The sequence below is a fragment of the Mycobacterium sp. IDUB_3 genome (assembly GCF_055419585.1).
On record NZ_JBVAXZ010000001.1, the window covers coordinates 573,146 to 587,881 of the forward strand.

Here is a 14,736-nt window from a genome sequence, read left to right on the forward strand (position 1 = left end):
TAGTACGTACCTCACTGACGTGGCCAGCGGGTCCTGACCTGCGCCTTCTTACTACGACCCGTCGTGCAAGTCAGAGCGCAACGCTGGTCGCCACCCACAGGACGAGAAACGCCAGCAGGCAGGCGGCGCACAGCAGGTGGTCGCGGCAGATCGATCGAGCCAGGCGCGTCTGCTCGGACGGGCTGTCCGTGCGACCTCCGAGTTGTACCGCGTCGGGCACGGTGTGCATCAACGCCAGCATTACCGGAATGCTCGCAAGCACGGCCGAGGTCACCAGCAGCCAGCTGGGGTCGCGTCCGCGCGCGGCCTGCAGCACAAGCGCTCCCAGCAACGCCACCATGACCAGCGCGATCAGGCGGTTCATCGGCCGCGACGTGGTGGTCGCGCGGTTATAGTAAGCCGCGATGGACGCGAGCACGGCCTCGGGCAGCTCGCCGGTGAGCTTCCGGTAGCGCAGAACTTGGACGTCGAACATCAGATCTATCCATAGGACGGCCAACAGGAACCCGCTGCAGGCCGTGAGCAACGAGGCCATGGCACTCACCCACTTCTGGTCCATCGCGGGCAACCGGCGCCGCGGCGCGGTTGCCACCTGGACTCATTGTTCTCGGCGACGCAATAGGCATCGGGGCGCTGGCAAGCTGGGGTCGCTCGCCGCGATTCGCATGCGGACCGCCGATCGTGAGCCTAGGGTCGACAAATGAACTGGATGACGCTGGTGCTCAACGCCCTCGTCCCGCTTGCATCCGTGATTTCGAGCGCAACCGTCGCGATCTGGACGAAGCGCATCGACGCCAAGAACAAGGCGGAAGACCGCCGCCACGAACGTGTGCTCGACTTCGAGAAGCGGGCGGCCGATGACAAGAAGGCCGTATTGAAGTCGCTTATCTCCGCGACGATCTACGTCAAACGCGCGGCCCAGTACGAAGGCGTCGGCACCGCCGAGGAGATCGCGAGCCAGCGGCGCGCCGAGGCCCTTCGAGAGCTCTATGACTTCCGCATGCGCCTGGGCCTGGACGACGGGGTGGCCGAGCTATTGGTCTATGCCGCGCCACCGGTGCGCGACATGGTCAATCAGCTACTCGACCAGTGGGATCGACAGTTCCGCGAGCATGGCTACTCACTGACTCAATTGGATTCGTGTAAGCGTGAATTGGCGCAGACCACGGCCTGCCCCACCCCACGTGAGGACGTGACCGTGTTTTACGAGGGCGAACTCAAGTGGTCGGAGCTGAGGAAGGTGGAGACGGTCTGGCTGGAGAGGTTGGGCAGGGAGTCGGATCTCGATCTCGACGCTCTCGTGAATCTCTGCGACCGCACCCTGGAGGCTGCGCACAAGGACTTGCGCGGCGGATACGGCCTCGAGTAATCGGTGCCCACCACGTCGCAACACCTTCCACCATTGACACGCCTCGCAGATGGCGACCACGAAGCCGACGAGCTTCGCTCCTGATCTCTTGATCCCGTGCCGAGCGACCGGGTACGGTAGGGCTGCCAATTACGAAACGATGCGTAGCGTAATTGGCTTCCAAACCGTCGAGAGGATCTCCCTTGATGCGCAGCCGCTACGCGGGCGATCCCTTCACCACATCCACACCCGAGATCGCCGCCGCGTTAGAGGATGTCAGCATCCCCACGCTGTTGCTCTCGCTCGTCCACATCACCGGCGACCCCAGGTTCATCCGCGACTTCAAGCAGATGGGCATCTTCCTCAACGAGATCCAGGGGTTCATGTCGGAGGAGGACAAGGCGCGCGCCCGCGCCGAAGCCCTGACGGTGATCACCGAGTACCGGGATCGCGGTTGCCCCGAACCGCCGCCGCTGAGCCCGGAACTCATCAGGGAGATGATGGATTGGGCAGCGTGCGAGCACGTTGGCGACGACTACCTGTCGCTGGTTTCCGAAGAACTCGATCTCGACGGCGTCGACCCCCGACGTCCCGCCGCGTTGCCGGCCGCCCGCGCCGCCGAGCTTCCAGTCCTGGTCATCGGGTGCGGCGAATCCGGCATTCTGGCCGGTGTGCGCCTCAAGCAGGCCAACATCCCGTTCACCATCGTGGAGAAGAACGCGGGCCCCGGCGGAACATGGTGGGAGAACAGCTATCCCGGCGCCCGGGTGGATGTGGCGAACCATTTCTATTGCTACAGCTTCGAACCCAACAACGACTGGACGCATTTCTTCGCCGAGCAATACGAGCTGCAGGACTATTTCACCAAGGTCATCGATAAACACGGCCTGGGCGAGCACGTGCGCTGGCGGACCGAGGTTGTCGCGGCCGAGTGGAACGACGACGACGGCACGTGGAGCGTGTCGCTGCGCTCGGCCGACGGCAAGCCGACCACCGTGCGGGCACGTGCGCTCATCACCGCGGTGGGCCAGCTGAACCGTCCCAACATTCCGGCCTTCGATGGAGCGGACACGTTCGCAGGACCGTCTTTTCACTCAGCTGCCTGGGATCACTCGGTGGACCTGAAAGGTAAGCGGGTCGCACTCGTCGGCGCGGGCGCGAGCGGCTTCCAGATCGCCCCCGCCATAGCCGGGGACGTCGAGCACCTCACCGTGTTCCAGCGGACCGCGCAGTGGATGTTCCCCAACCCGATGTATCACGACGAGGTCGGCGACGGCGTGCGTTGGGCGATGCGGCATCTTCCCTTCTACGGGCGGTGGTACCGCTTCCTGGTGCTCTGGCCCGGGTCTGACAAAGGCCTGGACGCCGCCGAAGGTGACCCGGGCTACGCCGACCAGGATCACGCCGTCAGCGACATCAATGCCGCCGCGCACATGATGTTCTCGCAGTGGATCACCAGCCAGGTCAGCGAGGATTCGGAGTTGCTGGCCAAGGTGATGCCCGACTATCCCGCTTGTGGCAAACGGACCCTGCAGGACAACGGCAGCTGGCTGCGAACGCTGCAGCGCGACAACGTCGAATTGGTACGCACCGGGATCGCGAAGATCACGCCGCACGGCATCGTCACCGATGACGGCGTGACGCACGCCGTCGATGTCATCGTGTACGCCACCGGGTTTCGGCACACTGACGTGCTGTGGCCGCTGAAGGTCACCGGCCGAAACGGGACCGACCTGCATGAGATGTGGGGGAGCCGCCCCTATGCCTACCTCGGGATCACCGTCCCGCAATTCCCGAACTTCTTCATCGTCTACGGCCCGGGAACTCACCTGGCCCACGGCGGCAGCCTGATCTTCCAGTCCGAACTGCAGATGCGCTATGTCGACCAGTGCCTCGCGCGACTGGCCGAGACCGACGTGCACTGCCTCGAACCCAAGCCCGAGGCCGCCAGCGATTGGCACCGGCGGACGCAGACCCAGATCAAGAAGATGGTGTGGTCGCATCCGGCGATCAAGCATTCGTACTTCAAGAACGCCGACGGGGAGATCCACACCGTGAGCCCATGGCGGCTCAACGAATACTGGTCGGCGGTGCGCGAGCCCGACTGGTCACAGTTTTCAGTGCGGACGAAAGATTGAGCGCGACAAGGAAAGTGAGCACATCACTATGCGCACCGTAGTCGTCGATGGGCCCCGCAGCATCCGGGTGGACACCCGGCCCGATCCAACCCTTCCCGGGTCCGACGGGGCGATCGTCGAGGTGAGCGCCGCCGGCATCTGCGGATCCGACCTGCACTTCTACGAGGCCGACTTCCCGATGCCCGACCCGATCGCGCTCGGCCACGAGGCCATCGGAACGGTGGTGGATGCCGGGCCCGACGTGCGCAACGTCAAGGTCGGCGATCAGGTCCTGGTGTCGTCGGTCACCGGCTGCGGTGCGTGCGCGGGATGCGCCACCCATGATCCGGTGATGTGCCACTCCGGCTTTCAGATCTTCGGTGGCGGGGTGCTCGGCGGCGCGCAGGCCGACCTGCTCGCGGTGCCCGCCGCGGATTTCCAGCTGCTGAAGATGCCCGAGGGCATCAGCACCGAGCAGGCACTGTTACTCACCGACAACCTGGCCACCGGCTGGGCCGCGGCGCAACGGGCCGATATCCCATTCGGCGGCTCGGTGGCGGTCATCGGCCTGGGCGCGGTTGGCCTGTGTTCGCTGCGCAGCGCGCTCTTTCAAGGTGCGGCAACGGTTTTCGCGGTGGACCAGGTCGATGGCCGATTGGAGCGTGCCGCCCGGTGGGGCGCGACGCCGCTCAAAGCCCCGGCGCTCGAGGCGATCATGGCTGCCACCGGTGGCCGCGGCGCCGACGCGGTGATCGACGCCGTCGCCACGGACGCCTCGCTGACCGACGCGATCAACGCCGTGCGGCCCGGCGGTACGGTCTCGGTCGTCGGTGTGCACGACATGAATCCGTTCCCGCTCAACGCCCTGGGCTGCCTGATCCGTAGCACGACGGTGCGATTCACCACCGCGCCGGTGCAGCGAACCTGGCCGGAACTGATCCCGCTGCTGCAATCGGGTCGGCTCGATGTCGACGGCATCTTCACCACCACAATGCCGTTGGACGAAGCGGCCAAGGGCTACGCGACCGCGGAGTCGCGATCGGGCGACGACGTGAAGATCCTGCTGAAGCCCTAGGTCTTCACCTGGTCGCCGTGATGTATTGCGACCGCATGAAACTGTCGATCTTCACGTCGACGTCCGGCGGGGTCATGCCGTACCCGGCTTGCAGTTCGAGCGTGTTGCGGACGGGCTCGACATTCCATCCGTGGGCCGTGAGCCACTCCGCCGGGTCCGACTGGGGTTCGTAGGTGAGGGCCGAAAAGTCCACATTGCCAGACACATTGACGCCCGGGTGGTTGGTCTCCAGAGCGTTGAGCTGGTCGTGGTCCAGTCGCGACCCCAGCGCACCGATGGCGATACGGCTGCCCGGCGCGCTCAGCCCGCTGATCCGGCTGAACAGCGCGTGTTGCGCCTCGTCGGTCAGGTAGGGCAGTAGCCCCTCCACCGACCAGGCGCTCGGACTCTCCCCGTCAAACCCGGCCGCTTCCAGCGGCCGCGACCAGTCGGTGCGCAGATCGGCGGCGACCTCGATCCGGTCGGCCCTCGGGGCGGCGCCCTGATCGCCGAGAACCCGGGACTTGAATTCGAGGACCTTGGGCAGGTCGACTTCGAAGACCCTTGTCCCTTCCGGCCATTCGAGCCGATACGCCCGCGAATCCAGCCCGGCGGCGACGATCACCGCCTGCCGGATGCCCGCCGCGCCGGCGGCCTCGAAAAAGTCGTCGAAAAACCGGGTCTGCACGCCATATAGGCGCGGGAAGGCCATCTCATCATCGGAGCTACCCGGATTGGCAAGCACGCCCGCCAAATACGGGTCCTGCGACGCGGCGATGAACACTTTGGCGTATTCGTCGCGCACCAAGGGCCGCGGGCTCACGGCATGCAGCGCACGCCATCCCGCCACCAGCAGCGCCGTATACCCGACGCTGCTGACGATGTCCCAGTTGTCATCGTCAGAACGGAGCGACCCGAACTCAGGTGGCGTGCTCATGTTGCCAACGTACTAGAGCTCCAGCAACACCGTCACCGGACCGTCATTCACGAGTTCGACCTGCATGTCCGCGCCGAACACGCCGGTCTGCACCTCGGCACCGAGCTGCCGCAACGCCTCGGCGAACTCCGCCACCAGCGGCTCGGCGACCGCTCCTGGCGCGGCAGCATTCCATGACGGGCGGCGGCCCTTGGCGGTGTCGGCGTACAGCGTGAACTGACTGACGACCAAGATAGGCGCGCCGACATCGGCCGCGGAGCGCTCGTCGGCGAGAATCCTTAGCTGCCAGAGCTTCTCAGCGAGCCTTCGCGCCTTATCGCGATCGTCGCTATGGGTGACGCCGACGAATGCCAGCAGGCCCTGGCCATCCGGGCGGATGGTCCCCACCACCGTGCCATCCACCGAGACCGTTGCCGACGAGACTCGTTGCACCAACACCCGCATGGGCCTCGATGGTGCCAGATTGGCCTCACCCAGGTTGGGTACGCTCGTGGGGTGTCTGTGCTCGTCGCGTTCTCCGTCACCCCGATGGGAGTCGGCGAGGGTGTCGGCGAGATTGTCGCCGAAGCGGTTCGCGTGGTCCGTGAATCCGGGTTGCCCAACAAGACCGATTCGATGTTCACCGTCATCGAAGGCGAAACGTGGGCAGAAGTGATGGCCGTGGTGCAGCGCGCGGTCGAGGCCGTGGCCGCCCGCGCGCCCAGGGTCAGCACGGTGATCAAAGCCGATTGGCGCGCCGGCACCAGCGACGCGATGACGCAGAAGGTCGCCACCGTCGAGCGGTACCTCTCCGAGAGCTAGCCGCGCACCGCGGATTGAAAGGCCCGTTCGGCCGCCTCGCCGTGCACGGCGAACACCACCCTGCGTAGCGAACTCGGCTGGTGCCGCCGCACCGCGTCGACCATCAGCCGTGCCGCCTCGTCGAGTGGAAAGCCGCCGACGCCGGTGCCGAAGGCCACCAGCCCGAGCGAGCCGCAGCCGAGCTCGTCGGCCCTGCGCAGAGTCGAGGCCGTGGCGGCGGTGATGATCTCGGCCGAGGTCGGGCCGCCGAGCTCCATCGTCGCGGCGTGGATGACGTACCGCGACGGCATGTCACCGGCCGTCGTCTCGACCGCTTCGCCGAGGCCGATCGGCGCCTTCTCGGTCGATTCCCGCTGCACGTCGGGCCCGCCCGCGCGCGAAATGGCCGCCGCGACACCGCCACCGTGGCGCAGCTGCGTATTGGCCGCGTTGGTGATCGCGTCGAGTTCGAGCTTGGTTACGTCGGCCTGAATCACCTCTAACTCGATCATGGGCTCATTGTCCTCGCAATGAACGTCCTCGCACCCCATGCGTAGGCTCAGGGCCGTGAGCGCACGCGCGGGAATCGTTGTCACCGGGACCGAGGTCCTCACCGGACGCGTCCAAGACGCGAACGGCCCCTGGATCGCCGATCGCCTCCTGGAGCTGGGCGTCGAGCTGGCGCACATCACGATCTGCGGCGACCGGCCGGCCGACATCGAAGCGCAGCTTCGGTTCCTCGCCGATCAGGGCGTGGACCTGATCGTCACCAGCGGCGGCCTGGGGCCGACGGCCGACGATATGACGGTCGAGGTGGTGGCCCGGTTCTGCAACCGCGAGCTGGTGCTGGACGCCGAGGTCGAAGAGAAGATCGCCGACATCCTCAAGAAGCTGATGGCGCGCAACCCCGCGTTCCAATCCGCCTTGGATCCCGGCACTTTCGAGTCGCTGCGCGCCGCCAATCGCAAGCAGGCCATGGTGCCAGCGGGGGCCCAGGTGCTCGACCCGGTCGGCACCGCGCCCGGCGTCGTCGTGCCCGGCAAGCCGACGGTGATCGTGCTACCGGGTCCGCCGCGCGAGCTGCAGCCCATGTGGCACACCGCCATCGAGACACCAGCTGCGCAGGACGCGATCGCCGGCCGAACCGTCTACCGGCAGGAGATGCTGCGCATGTTCGGGCTCCCCGAGTCGGGGCTGGCCGGAACGCTGCGCGACGCCGAACAGGCCGTCCCCGGCTTCGAGCAGCTCGAGATCACCACGTGCCTGCGGCGCGGGGAGATCGAAATGGTCACCCGCTACGAGCCGGACGCCGCCGACGCGTACGCCCAGCTGGTCAAGCTGCTGCGGGAGAGGCACGGACATCAGCTCTACTCCGAGGACGGCTCGCGCGTCGACGATCTGGTCGCACAACTCCTGGCCGGGCACCGGATCGCTACCGCGGAGTCCTGCACCGCGGGACTGCTGGCCGCGCGCCTGACCGACCGGCCCGGCTCGTCGGATTATGTCGCGGGCGGTGTGGTGTCCTACTCGAACGAGGCGAAGACGGAACTGCTCGGCGTCGACCCTGCACTGATCGAAGCGCATGGCGCGGTGTCCGAGCCGGTGGCCCAGGCGATGGCCGCGGGCGCGCTACAGCGCTTCGGGGCCGACACCGCGGTCGCGATCACCGGAATCGCCGGCCCGGGCGGGGGAACCGAAGAAAAGCCGGTCGGCACAGTCTGTTTCAGCGTATCGGCCAACGGCCGCAACGACACCCGCACGCTGCGGCTTCCCGGCAACCGCTCGGATATCCGGGAGCGCTCGACCACGGTGGCCATGCACCTGCTGCGGCGGCTACTGGACGATAGCGAGTAGCGTCACGTCACTTCGCTTGCTATAAAAGCGCTTTCGGTAGTGCCGAACCGGATTCCGGTGGCGTCCTTGCCGATCAGCGTGAGCACCGTGACCGCGATCAGCACCGGCACGATCGTCGCCGCGAGCGCAAACGGGTAGCCGTGCGATTCGGCGAGGCGTTCCTGGATCGGCAAGTTGAACGCCGCCAGCAGGTTTCCGAGCTGGTAGGTCACGCCGGGGTAGAGGCCGCGGATGGCATCCGGGGACATCTCGGTGAGGTGGGCGGGAATCACGCCCCAGGCGCCCTGCACGAACAACTGCATCAAAAACGAACCCAGGCACAGCATTGCCGCGCCGCGTGAGTACGCGAACAACGGCACGATCGGCAGTGCCAAGATCGCGCAGAAGACGACGGTGTAGCGGCGGCTGAATCGCTGCGACAGGGTGCCGAAGACGAGCCCTCCGATGATGGCGCCGACGTTGTAGACCACCACGATCCACCTGACCGTCGTGCTCGACAGAGCGGCGCCCTGGTTGGCGTGCGCCCCCAGGAAGGTCGGGTAGACATCCTGCGTGCCGTGGCTCATCCAGTTGAACGCCGTCATCAGCAACGCCAGGTAGATGAACCGCCGGATGATCGCGCCGTCGCGCAGCACGTCGCGGATTCGGGTGCTGGTGAGCTTCATCTGCTCCTGCGCGGCCTCCCACACCTCGGACTCCTCCACCCGGTAGCGGATGACCAGGCTGATCAGGGCGGGGACGATGCTCAAGCCGAACAGCCATCGCCACGACAGCCCGAGCCAGTCGATCACCACCAGCGCGGCGACGCTCGCCAGCAGGTAGCCGAGCGCGTACCCCTCCTGCAGCAGCCCCGAGAAGAACCCGCGTCGCTGGACGGGAACCTTCTCCATGGCGAGCGCGGCGCCCAGCCCCCACTCGCCGCCCATGCCGATGCCGTAAAACAGGCGCAGGATGACCAGCACGGTGAAGTTCGGAGCGAACGCGCACAGGAAGCCCACCACGGAATAAAACATGACGTCGACCATCAGCGGCAGCCGCCTGCCGACGCGGTCGGCCCACAGCCCGAAGAGCAGCGCGCCGACGGGCCGCATGATCAGAGTGGCCGTGGTGACGAACGCGACCTCGGCCTTGCTGTGGTGGAACGTCTTGGCGATGTCGGCGTAGACGAGCACCACGATGAAGTAGTCGAAGGCGTCCATCGTCCAGCCCAGTAGCGCCGCGATGAAGGAGTTCCGCTGATCGGCGGTCAACTTCTGTCGGGGACTGTGTGTGGTCACGTCAGCATCGTGCAGTACGCGGGCCGATAGCGCGACCTGTTCCACCGTGGGGACTCCGGGAGTAAGTTGCGGATACATGCGGATCATCGACGCCGACGGGCATGTGGCCGAGAATTCCTCGCTGGCAATCGAAGCGATCAAACGATGGCCGCAGCATGTCAAGCTCAGCACGGACGGGCGCCCGGGGCTGACGCTGGAAGGCCGCAATTACCCGGAGGACACGGGCCCGGGTGCGGGTTGCCCACCCGAGCACGGGATCAGCAAGGCTCCCGACATCAATTGCCGCTCACCCGAGGGCGTGCTGGGCGATGCGGACCTCGATCACATCGACACGATGGTGCTGTATCCGAGTATGGGACTGTGCGCGCCGAGTCTCGAGGATCCCGAATTCGCCGCCGGATTCTCCCGCCTGTACAACGAGTGGATCGCGGACTACTGCGCCTCATCGGGTGGGCGGCTGCGCGGCGTCGCGGTGACACCTATCGAACACGGCCGGGTGGCCATCGACGTCATGACCGAGGCCAAAGAGCTTGGGCTGATTGCGACTTTGGTGCCGCCGGCGCTCAAGAGCCGCAACCTCGACCATCCCGACCTCGACCCGTTCTACGCCGCCGCCGTCGAACTCGGCATGCCGCTGGGCGTGCACGGCGCCCCGGGCATCCATCTGCCCAAGATAGGCGTGGACCGCTTCACGAACTACATCCAGGTGCACTGCATCAGCTTTCCGTTCGACCAGATGACGGCCATGACCGCGATGGTGTCCGGCGGCGTCTTCGAGCGCCACCCGGAGTTGCGGGTCGCCTTCCTGGAGGCGGGCGCGGGCTGGGTGCCCTTCTTCATGGATCGGCTGCACGAGCATTATGAAAAGCGCGGCGATTGGGTCCAAGGCGGCTGGCGTCGCGATCCGCATGACTATCTGGCCGCGGGCAACATCTGGGTGACGTGCGAGCCGGAGGAACCGATCCTGCCCGGCGTGATCGACGTGCTGGGCGACGATTTCATCATGTTCGCCAGTGACTATCCGCACTGGGACGGTGAGTGGCCGGAGAGCACGAAGCACCTGCGGACCCGCCCGGATATCAGCGAAGAGGCCCGCGAAAAGATCGGCGGGCTCAACGCGCAGCGCTTCTACAACTTGAATTGAGCGGACGCGCATCCTCGTGGCAGTCGGCCGGATAGCCTGAGCAGAAAGCCGGGATTTCTTGGAAGGCAACGATCTCAGATGACTGACAAATGGTTCTCCGATAGCAGCGCGCCGGGACAGTTGACCCTCACGGATCTCTGCGACCAGATCGAGCAGAAAATGCACCTCAACGCGGACAACCAGAAAGCCCCGCAGGAGTTCCCCGATTGGCAGTCGTGTGTGGCGGATCGGGACGCCAGCATTTACAAGTTGAGCGCGGCCGTTGTGAACCTGTGCCAGATGGTGAAGCACCTGGCGGCGCAGCGCGGCGACGCTTAGCGAGGAATATCAGCGGTCAACTCAACAGGCCGCCCTTCGCGCACGCCTGGTGAGAGGATCGTGAGCATGGGCCCTTTCCTGCTTCGCGCCGCACTGACCGGTTTCGCGCTATGGCTGGTCACGAAATTCGTCCATGGGATCACGTTCGTGGGTGGCGACACGAAGCTGGAGCGGGTCGGCATCATCTTCGTCGTCGCCGTGATCTTCGGTCTGGTCAACGCGTTCATCAAGCCGATAGTTCAGATCTTGTCGATCCCGCTGTACATCCTGACGCTCGGCCTGTTCCATGTCGTCGTCAATGCGCTGATGCTGTGGCTCACCGCGCGGATCACCGAGCACACCACGCATTGGGGGCTGCAGATCGATCACTTTTGGTGGACCGCGATCTGGGCCGCGATCGTGCTGTCGATCGTTAGTTGGTTGCTGTCCTTGGTGATTCGGCGCACCGGCGCCGGACGCTAGCCATCGTTTGCCAGGCTCAACACGTCGCGTGCACAGCCCCAGGACAAGGTGACGCCGTTGCCGCCGTGCCCGTAGTTGTGGATGCACCGGGCCCGCCCGAGCGGCTCGGCTTGCAGCCGCACCGACGGACGGTCGGGACGCAGCCCGGCGATCACCTCGATCACCTCCGCGTCGTTGAGCCGTGGCTCGACGCGGCGGCAGCGCCGCAGGATGCGTTCGGTCACGTCGGGATCCGCCGCGGTGTCCCAGCGGTCGGGGATGCTGATGCCGCCGCAGACCACCCGCTGCGGGTGGGGGAAGTAGCAGGTCCATTCCGGACCCTCGTTGATTTGCACAAACGGTTGCCGCAGACCGGGATTGGTGAGCACCACGTGCTGGCCGAACAACGGCCGCACCGTGTCGTCACCGGTCAGCGAGCCCGCGGCCAGGCCCGCGCAGTTGACGACGATCGCGGCCGCGTCGGCGGCCTCCGCCAGGGATTGCACGGCATGCTCCTCGATTTCGCAACCGGCCGACGTCAGCCGCCGGGTCAGGTAGTCGAGATAGTGCGGCATGTCGATCACCGGTACGGTCGCGCGAAATCCGGCGCCGAAGCCCTCGGGGACGTCGGCCGGATCGGCCGGGCGCAGGTCGGGGATCAGCGCCGCCGCCGACGACGACATCGCCTGGCTCGCGCTCAGCTCACCAGCGGCCAGCGCGGGAGCCAGCTGAACCCCGGAATCGGAATTCTGGGCAAGATCGGTGAATACCCGCAGCGAGTGCTCGACCCAGCCCAGCGTCTCGGGCGCGCGCTCGGCGGGCCGTGGGGGAAGCCAGATCGCGCCGGCCACCGCCGACGTCGTCTGCTTCAGCGTCGCGGCCGCCCATACCCGGACCGACCAGCCCGCCTCGGCCAGACAGATGGCCGACGTCAATCCGCTGACGCCCGCACCGACGACGACAATCTGCTGCGAATGTGCCACGGCGCCACGGTAGCGAAAACAGGCCTGTCGCGGTTGGCGCCGGGGTCCGCGCCGAGCGCTCTTCGAGGCGGGTCAGGAATGCGCGGACTGCGGGGCCGCGGAGGTCGCCGGCGCGGCCGGTGAGGCGGCCGGCGCCTGCGGGGCGGGTGAAGCGGCCGGCGCCTGCGGAGCGGGTGAAGCTGCCGGCGCCTGCGGAGCCGGCGAGGCCGGCCGTGCCTGCTGTTGACCGCCCAGCAGGCTGTTGAGGATGCCGAGCGTGCCCTGCACACCCGCGGGCGGCGCGGTGGAGGGCGGAACGGCGTCCGGTGTCAGCTGCCAGGGCTGGCAGCCCGAAGTCTTGAACGCCTTATCGCCCGGATCGATCTGCACCACCTGGGGCTTCTTCGACATGGCGTTGTCGATGAGGGCGCCGTCCGGGTTGCCGGTCCGCTTCCAGTAGCAGGTGCCGTTGTCGACGGGGCCCCCCGAGCTGTAGATGCCCGGCACGATGTCAGTTCCCACCGCGTAGATGCCGTCCTTGTCGATGGACGTCTTCGGCCCGGCTGGTGCGGGCGAGGCCCCCGGCGCCGGTGACGCGGCCGGTGCAGGTGATGCCGCTGCCCCGGGTGCCGGGCCGGGCGCCGGTTCGTGTGTATCGTCCGGATCGGCGCTGGCGACCACGGTGGACGCGGCCCAGCCCGCTACCATCAGGCTCGCAGCAACCACCCTTGCCGCAGTAGGTACTCCACCCATAGAGATCGAGGGTACCGGGGTCGAGAACCTAATTCATATCGTTGTGAAATCGGCCCAGCGGCAAAGACCGCCTAGGCGAGCCGCCGCACACGGCCCGCGTAACCGAGCGCGTGCTCGTAGGTCTCGAGGTTGTCGCGGGAAATCTTCGCGTGCACCGGGCGTTCGAGAAAGAAGCGCAGCACCGGGTTGTAGGCGTGATAGGTCTCGTGGAACGTCAGCACGGTGCTGCCGTCGGGCTGCTCTTCGAGCCGGTGATAGCCCTCGGCGCGCGACCACAGCGGGGCGCCGACGGCCACGTAGCGTGACAGCTTGTTGAGTTCTGCCTCGGTCACCGTTTCCCACGATCGCGCCCTGCCGCCGGTCAGCAAGTACTTGGGCACTTCAAAGATGCAGGTGCGGACCAGGCCCTCACCGGCTTCGTTGCCCTCGTTGAGGATTTCCATGCTGCCGGTGGGCCAGGTGAGCACCCGCGGGCGCGGGGCGTTCGGTGGCGCCGGCGGATGCAGCACCCGCCAGACTTTCCGCGGCGGAGCGTCGATGTGGAAGCGCACGGTGTAGGACTGCATCAGCCTTCTCCATCAGCCGGTATCCAACTGTTCCAGAACGTGATGGACTCCGCGGGGGGCCGCTTGGCCGGCCGGAAGTCGGTGCCGATCGTGTAGGCGACGGGGAACAGCGCGGCCTGCGTGACGGTGGGCGGAATGCCGAGCAGCTCGGCGACCTCCCGCTCCTTGAACAGATGCATCGTCGTCCACACCGATCCCAGCCCACGCGAGCGCAGCGCCAGCAGAAAGCTCCAGCCGGCCGGGATGATCGATGCCCAGGCCGCCGCGGCGATGCCCAGTTCGGCGCCGTCGATGCGCTGTTCGATACACGGAATGACGTGCACCGGCACGTCGGCCAGCGTCTCGGTCAGGCTCATCGCGCTCTGGTACACCCGCTGCGTCTGAGGATCCGTCGCGTTGTCGGCGGCGTACGCCAGGTACTGCGCGCCGATGCTGCGGTAGATCTCGGCGATCGCGGCTCGCTTGTCCGCATCGGTGATCACCAGCCAGCGCCAGTCCTGCGTGTTGCTCGCCGTCGGCGCCTGCATCGCCAGCTGGATGCACTCCAGGATCACCTCGCGACTTACCGGCCGGGTCAGGTCGAGGCGTTTGCGAACCGACCTCGTGGTGCTCAGCAGTTCGTCGACGGTGGCGGTGTCCATTGGTTCCTTCGGAGTGGTCAGAGGTCGATGGCACAGGACTGGTCGACGCCCAGCACGCTCAGCGAGCGCCCCAGGCCGAGGAATACCGCGACGCACAGCGTGAGATCCAGGATCTCCTCGTCGGAGAACGACTCCCGAAGTCGTTGAAAGAAGGCGTCATCCAGAGACGCGTGGTCGGTGGCGAAGCGCTCGGCGTACTCGATGCAAAGACGTTGGCGCGGCGTGTATCCCGGGTAGGCGGCGTACGCGGCGACATTGTCGTACAGCTCGGGCGCCACCCCGGCGGCCTGCACCGACTGGGCGCGAAAATCCGAGCAGGCCACGCAGTCGTTGATCTGCGCGATGCGCATCCTGGCGAGTTCCCGCTCGTCGGCCGGAAGGATGCTCTGCTGATAGGCGCCGCGGATCATGTGTTCGACCATGCCGCCGAGTTGCGGCCGCAGCGTCCAGATCATGGCGGCTTCGCCGCCGGGGCCATCCGGCACGTTGAGACGGGCCATCAGCGAACTCCTGCCCGCGAAAGTGAACTACCGAGCTGAGCAAA

At 66.6% G+C, this 14,736-nt stretch carries 18 protein-coding genes; 8 read left to right on the top strand and 10 right to left on the bottom strand.

Annotated features, from left to right (window positions below; genetic code table 11):
• Positions 1–70: 70 nt before the first annotated feature.
• Positions 71–535, bottom strand: a complete 465-nt coding sequence (locus ACZYVJ_RS02355) for a hypothetical protein (protein ID WP_463832801.1) — start codon at positions 533–535, stop codon at positions 71–73.
• Between the two features lie 165 nt (positions 536–700).
• Between ACZYVJ_RS02355 and ACZYVJ_RS02360 the strand changes: the two genes are divergently transcribed.
• From ACZYVJ_RS02360 to ACZYVJ_RS02370, 3 genes are all read left to right on the top strand, one after another.
• Positions 701–1,369 (top strand): hypothetical protein, encoded by a 669-nt coding sequence (locus ACZYVJ_RS02360; RefSeq protein WP_463829539.1) that lies wholly within the window; start codon positions 701–703, stop codon positions 1,367–1,369.
• A 185-nt stretch (positions 1,370–1,554) separates the two neighbouring features.
• On the top strand, positions 1,555–3,486 hold the full coding sequence (locus ACZYVJ_RS02365) for a flavin-containing monooxygenase (RefSeq protein ID WP_463829540.1): 1,932 nt from the start codon (positions 1,555–1,557) through the stop codon (positions 3,484–3,486).
• A 28-nt stretch (positions 3,487–3,514) separates the two neighbouring features.
• A complete protein-coding gene (locus tag ACZYVJ_RS02370) occupies positions 3,515–4,540 on the top strand; it encodes an alcohol dehydrogenase catalytic domain-containing protein (protein ID WP_463829541.1) in 1,026 nt (341 codons plus the stop codon).
• A 4-nt stretch (positions 4,541–4,544) separates the two neighbouring features.
• Here the strand turns inward: ACZYVJ_RS02370 and ACZYVJ_RS02375 are convergent, their stop codons facing one another.
• Both ACZYVJ_RS02375 and dtd read right to left on the bottom strand, forming a co-directional pair.
• On the bottom strand, positions 4,545–5,456 hold the full coding sequence (locus ACZYVJ_RS02375; protein ID WP_463829542.1) for a class I SAM-dependent methyltransferase: 912 nt from the start codon (positions 5,454–5,456) through the stop codon (positions 4,545–4,547).
• A 12-nt stretch (positions 5,457–5,468) separates the two neighbouring features.
• Positions 5,469–5,900, bottom strand: a complete 432-nt coding sequence (dtd, locus tag ACZYVJ_RS02380; protein WP_463829543.1) for a D-aminoacyl-tRNA deacylase — start codon at positions 5,898–5,900, stop codon at positions 5,469–5,471.
• Between the two features lie 51 nt (positions 5,901–5,951).
• On the opposite strand from dtd, the gene ACZYVJ_RS02385 reads away from it, so the two are divergent.
• Complete coding sequence (locus ACZYVJ_RS02385; protein WP_463829544.1) at positions 5,952–6,257, top strand: MTH1187 family thiamine-binding protein; 306 nt, start codon at positions 5,952–5,954, stop codon at positions 6,255–6,257.
• On the opposite strand, the gene ACZYVJ_RS02390 is transcribed toward ACZYVJ_RS02385, so the two are convergent.
• Positions 6,254–6,748: a macro domain-containing protein gene (locus tag ACZYVJ_RS02390; protein WP_463829545.1), complete on the bottom strand. Its 495-nt coding sequence runs from the start codon at positions 6,746–6,748 to the stop codon at positions 6,254–6,256. The two genes, ACZYVJ_RS02385 and ACZYVJ_RS02390, sit on opposite strands and share 4 nt — an antisense overlap.
• A 55-nt stretch (positions 6,749–6,803) precedes the next feature.
• Between ACZYVJ_RS02390 and ACZYVJ_RS02395 the strand changes: the two genes are divergently transcribed.
• Complete coding sequence (locus tag ACZYVJ_RS02395) at positions 6,804–8,090, top strand: competence/damage-inducible protein A (RefSeq protein ID WP_463829546.1); 1,287 nt, start codon at positions 6,804–6,806, stop codon at positions 8,088–8,090.
• Between the two features lie 2 nt (positions 8,091–8,092).
• Here ACZYVJ_RS02395 and ACZYVJ_RS02400 read toward each other — a convergent pair whose 3' ends face one another.
• On the bottom strand, positions 8,093–9,445 hold the full coding sequence (locus ACZYVJ_RS02400) for an MFS transporter (protein WP_463829547.1): 1,353 nt from the start codon (positions 9,443–9,445) through the stop codon (positions 8,093–8,095).
• Between ACZYVJ_RS02400 and ACZYVJ_RS02405 the strand changes: the two genes are divergently transcribed.
• The 3 genes from ACZYVJ_RS02405 (at position 9,444) to ACZYVJ_RS02415 (ending at position 11,291) form a co-directional block, all read left to right on the top strand.
• A complete protein-coding gene (locus tag ACZYVJ_RS02405) occupies positions 9,444–10,511 on the top strand; it encodes an amidohydrolase family protein (protein WP_463829548.1) in 1,068 nt (355 codons plus the stop codon). The two genes, ACZYVJ_RS02400 and ACZYVJ_RS02405, sit on opposite strands and share 2 nt — an antisense overlap.
• A gap of 78 nt (positions 10,512–10,589) precedes the next feature.
• Positions 10,590–10,829: a hypothetical protein gene (locus tag ACZYVJ_RS02410; protein ID WP_463829549.1), complete on the top strand. Its 240-nt coding sequence runs from the start codon at positions 10,590–10,592 to the stop codon at positions 10,827–10,829.
• 66 nt (positions 10,830–10,895) lie between these two features.
• Complete coding sequence (locus ACZYVJ_RS02415) at positions 10,896–11,291, top strand: phage holin family protein (protein WP_463829550.1); 396 nt, start codon at positions 10,896–10,898, stop codon at positions 11,289–11,291.
• Here the strand turns inward: ACZYVJ_RS02415 and ACZYVJ_RS02420 are convergent.
• From ACZYVJ_RS02420 to ACZYVJ_RS02440, 5 genes are all read right to left on the bottom strand, one after another.
• On the bottom strand, positions 11,288–12,253 hold the full coding sequence (locus ACZYVJ_RS02420) for an FAD-dependent oxidoreductase (protein ID WP_463829551.1): 966 nt from the start codon (positions 12,251–12,253) through the stop codon (positions 11,288–11,290). The genes ACZYVJ_RS02415 and ACZYVJ_RS02420 overlap by 4 nt on opposite strands.
• 72 nt (positions 12,254–12,325) lie before the next feature.
• A complete protein-coding gene (locus ACZYVJ_RS02425; protein WP_463829552.1) occupies positions 12,326–12,985 on the bottom strand; it encodes a hypothetical protein in 660 nt (219 codons plus the stop codon).
• A 71-nt stretch (positions 12,986–13,056) separates the two neighbouring features.
• Entirely contained in the window at positions 13,057–13,551 is a 495-nt protein-coding gene (locus tag ACZYVJ_RS02430) for an SRPBCC family protein (protein ID WP_463829553.1), read from the bottom strand.
• A complete protein-coding gene (locus ACZYVJ_RS02435) occupies positions 13,551–14,192 on the bottom strand; it encodes a nitroreductase family protein (RefSeq protein WP_463829554.1) in 642 nt (213 codons plus the stop codon). Before ACZYVJ_RS02435 ends, ACZYVJ_RS02430 begins: the two co-directional genes overlap by 1 nt.
• A gap of 17 nt (positions 14,193–14,209) precedes the next feature.
• Positions 14,210–14,692, bottom strand: a complete 483-nt coding sequence (locus tag ACZYVJ_RS02440; RefSeq protein WP_463829555.1) for a carboxymuconolactone decarboxylase family protein — start codon at positions 14,690–14,692, stop codon at positions 14,210–14,212.
• Positions 14,693–14,736 lie beyond the last annotated feature (44 nt).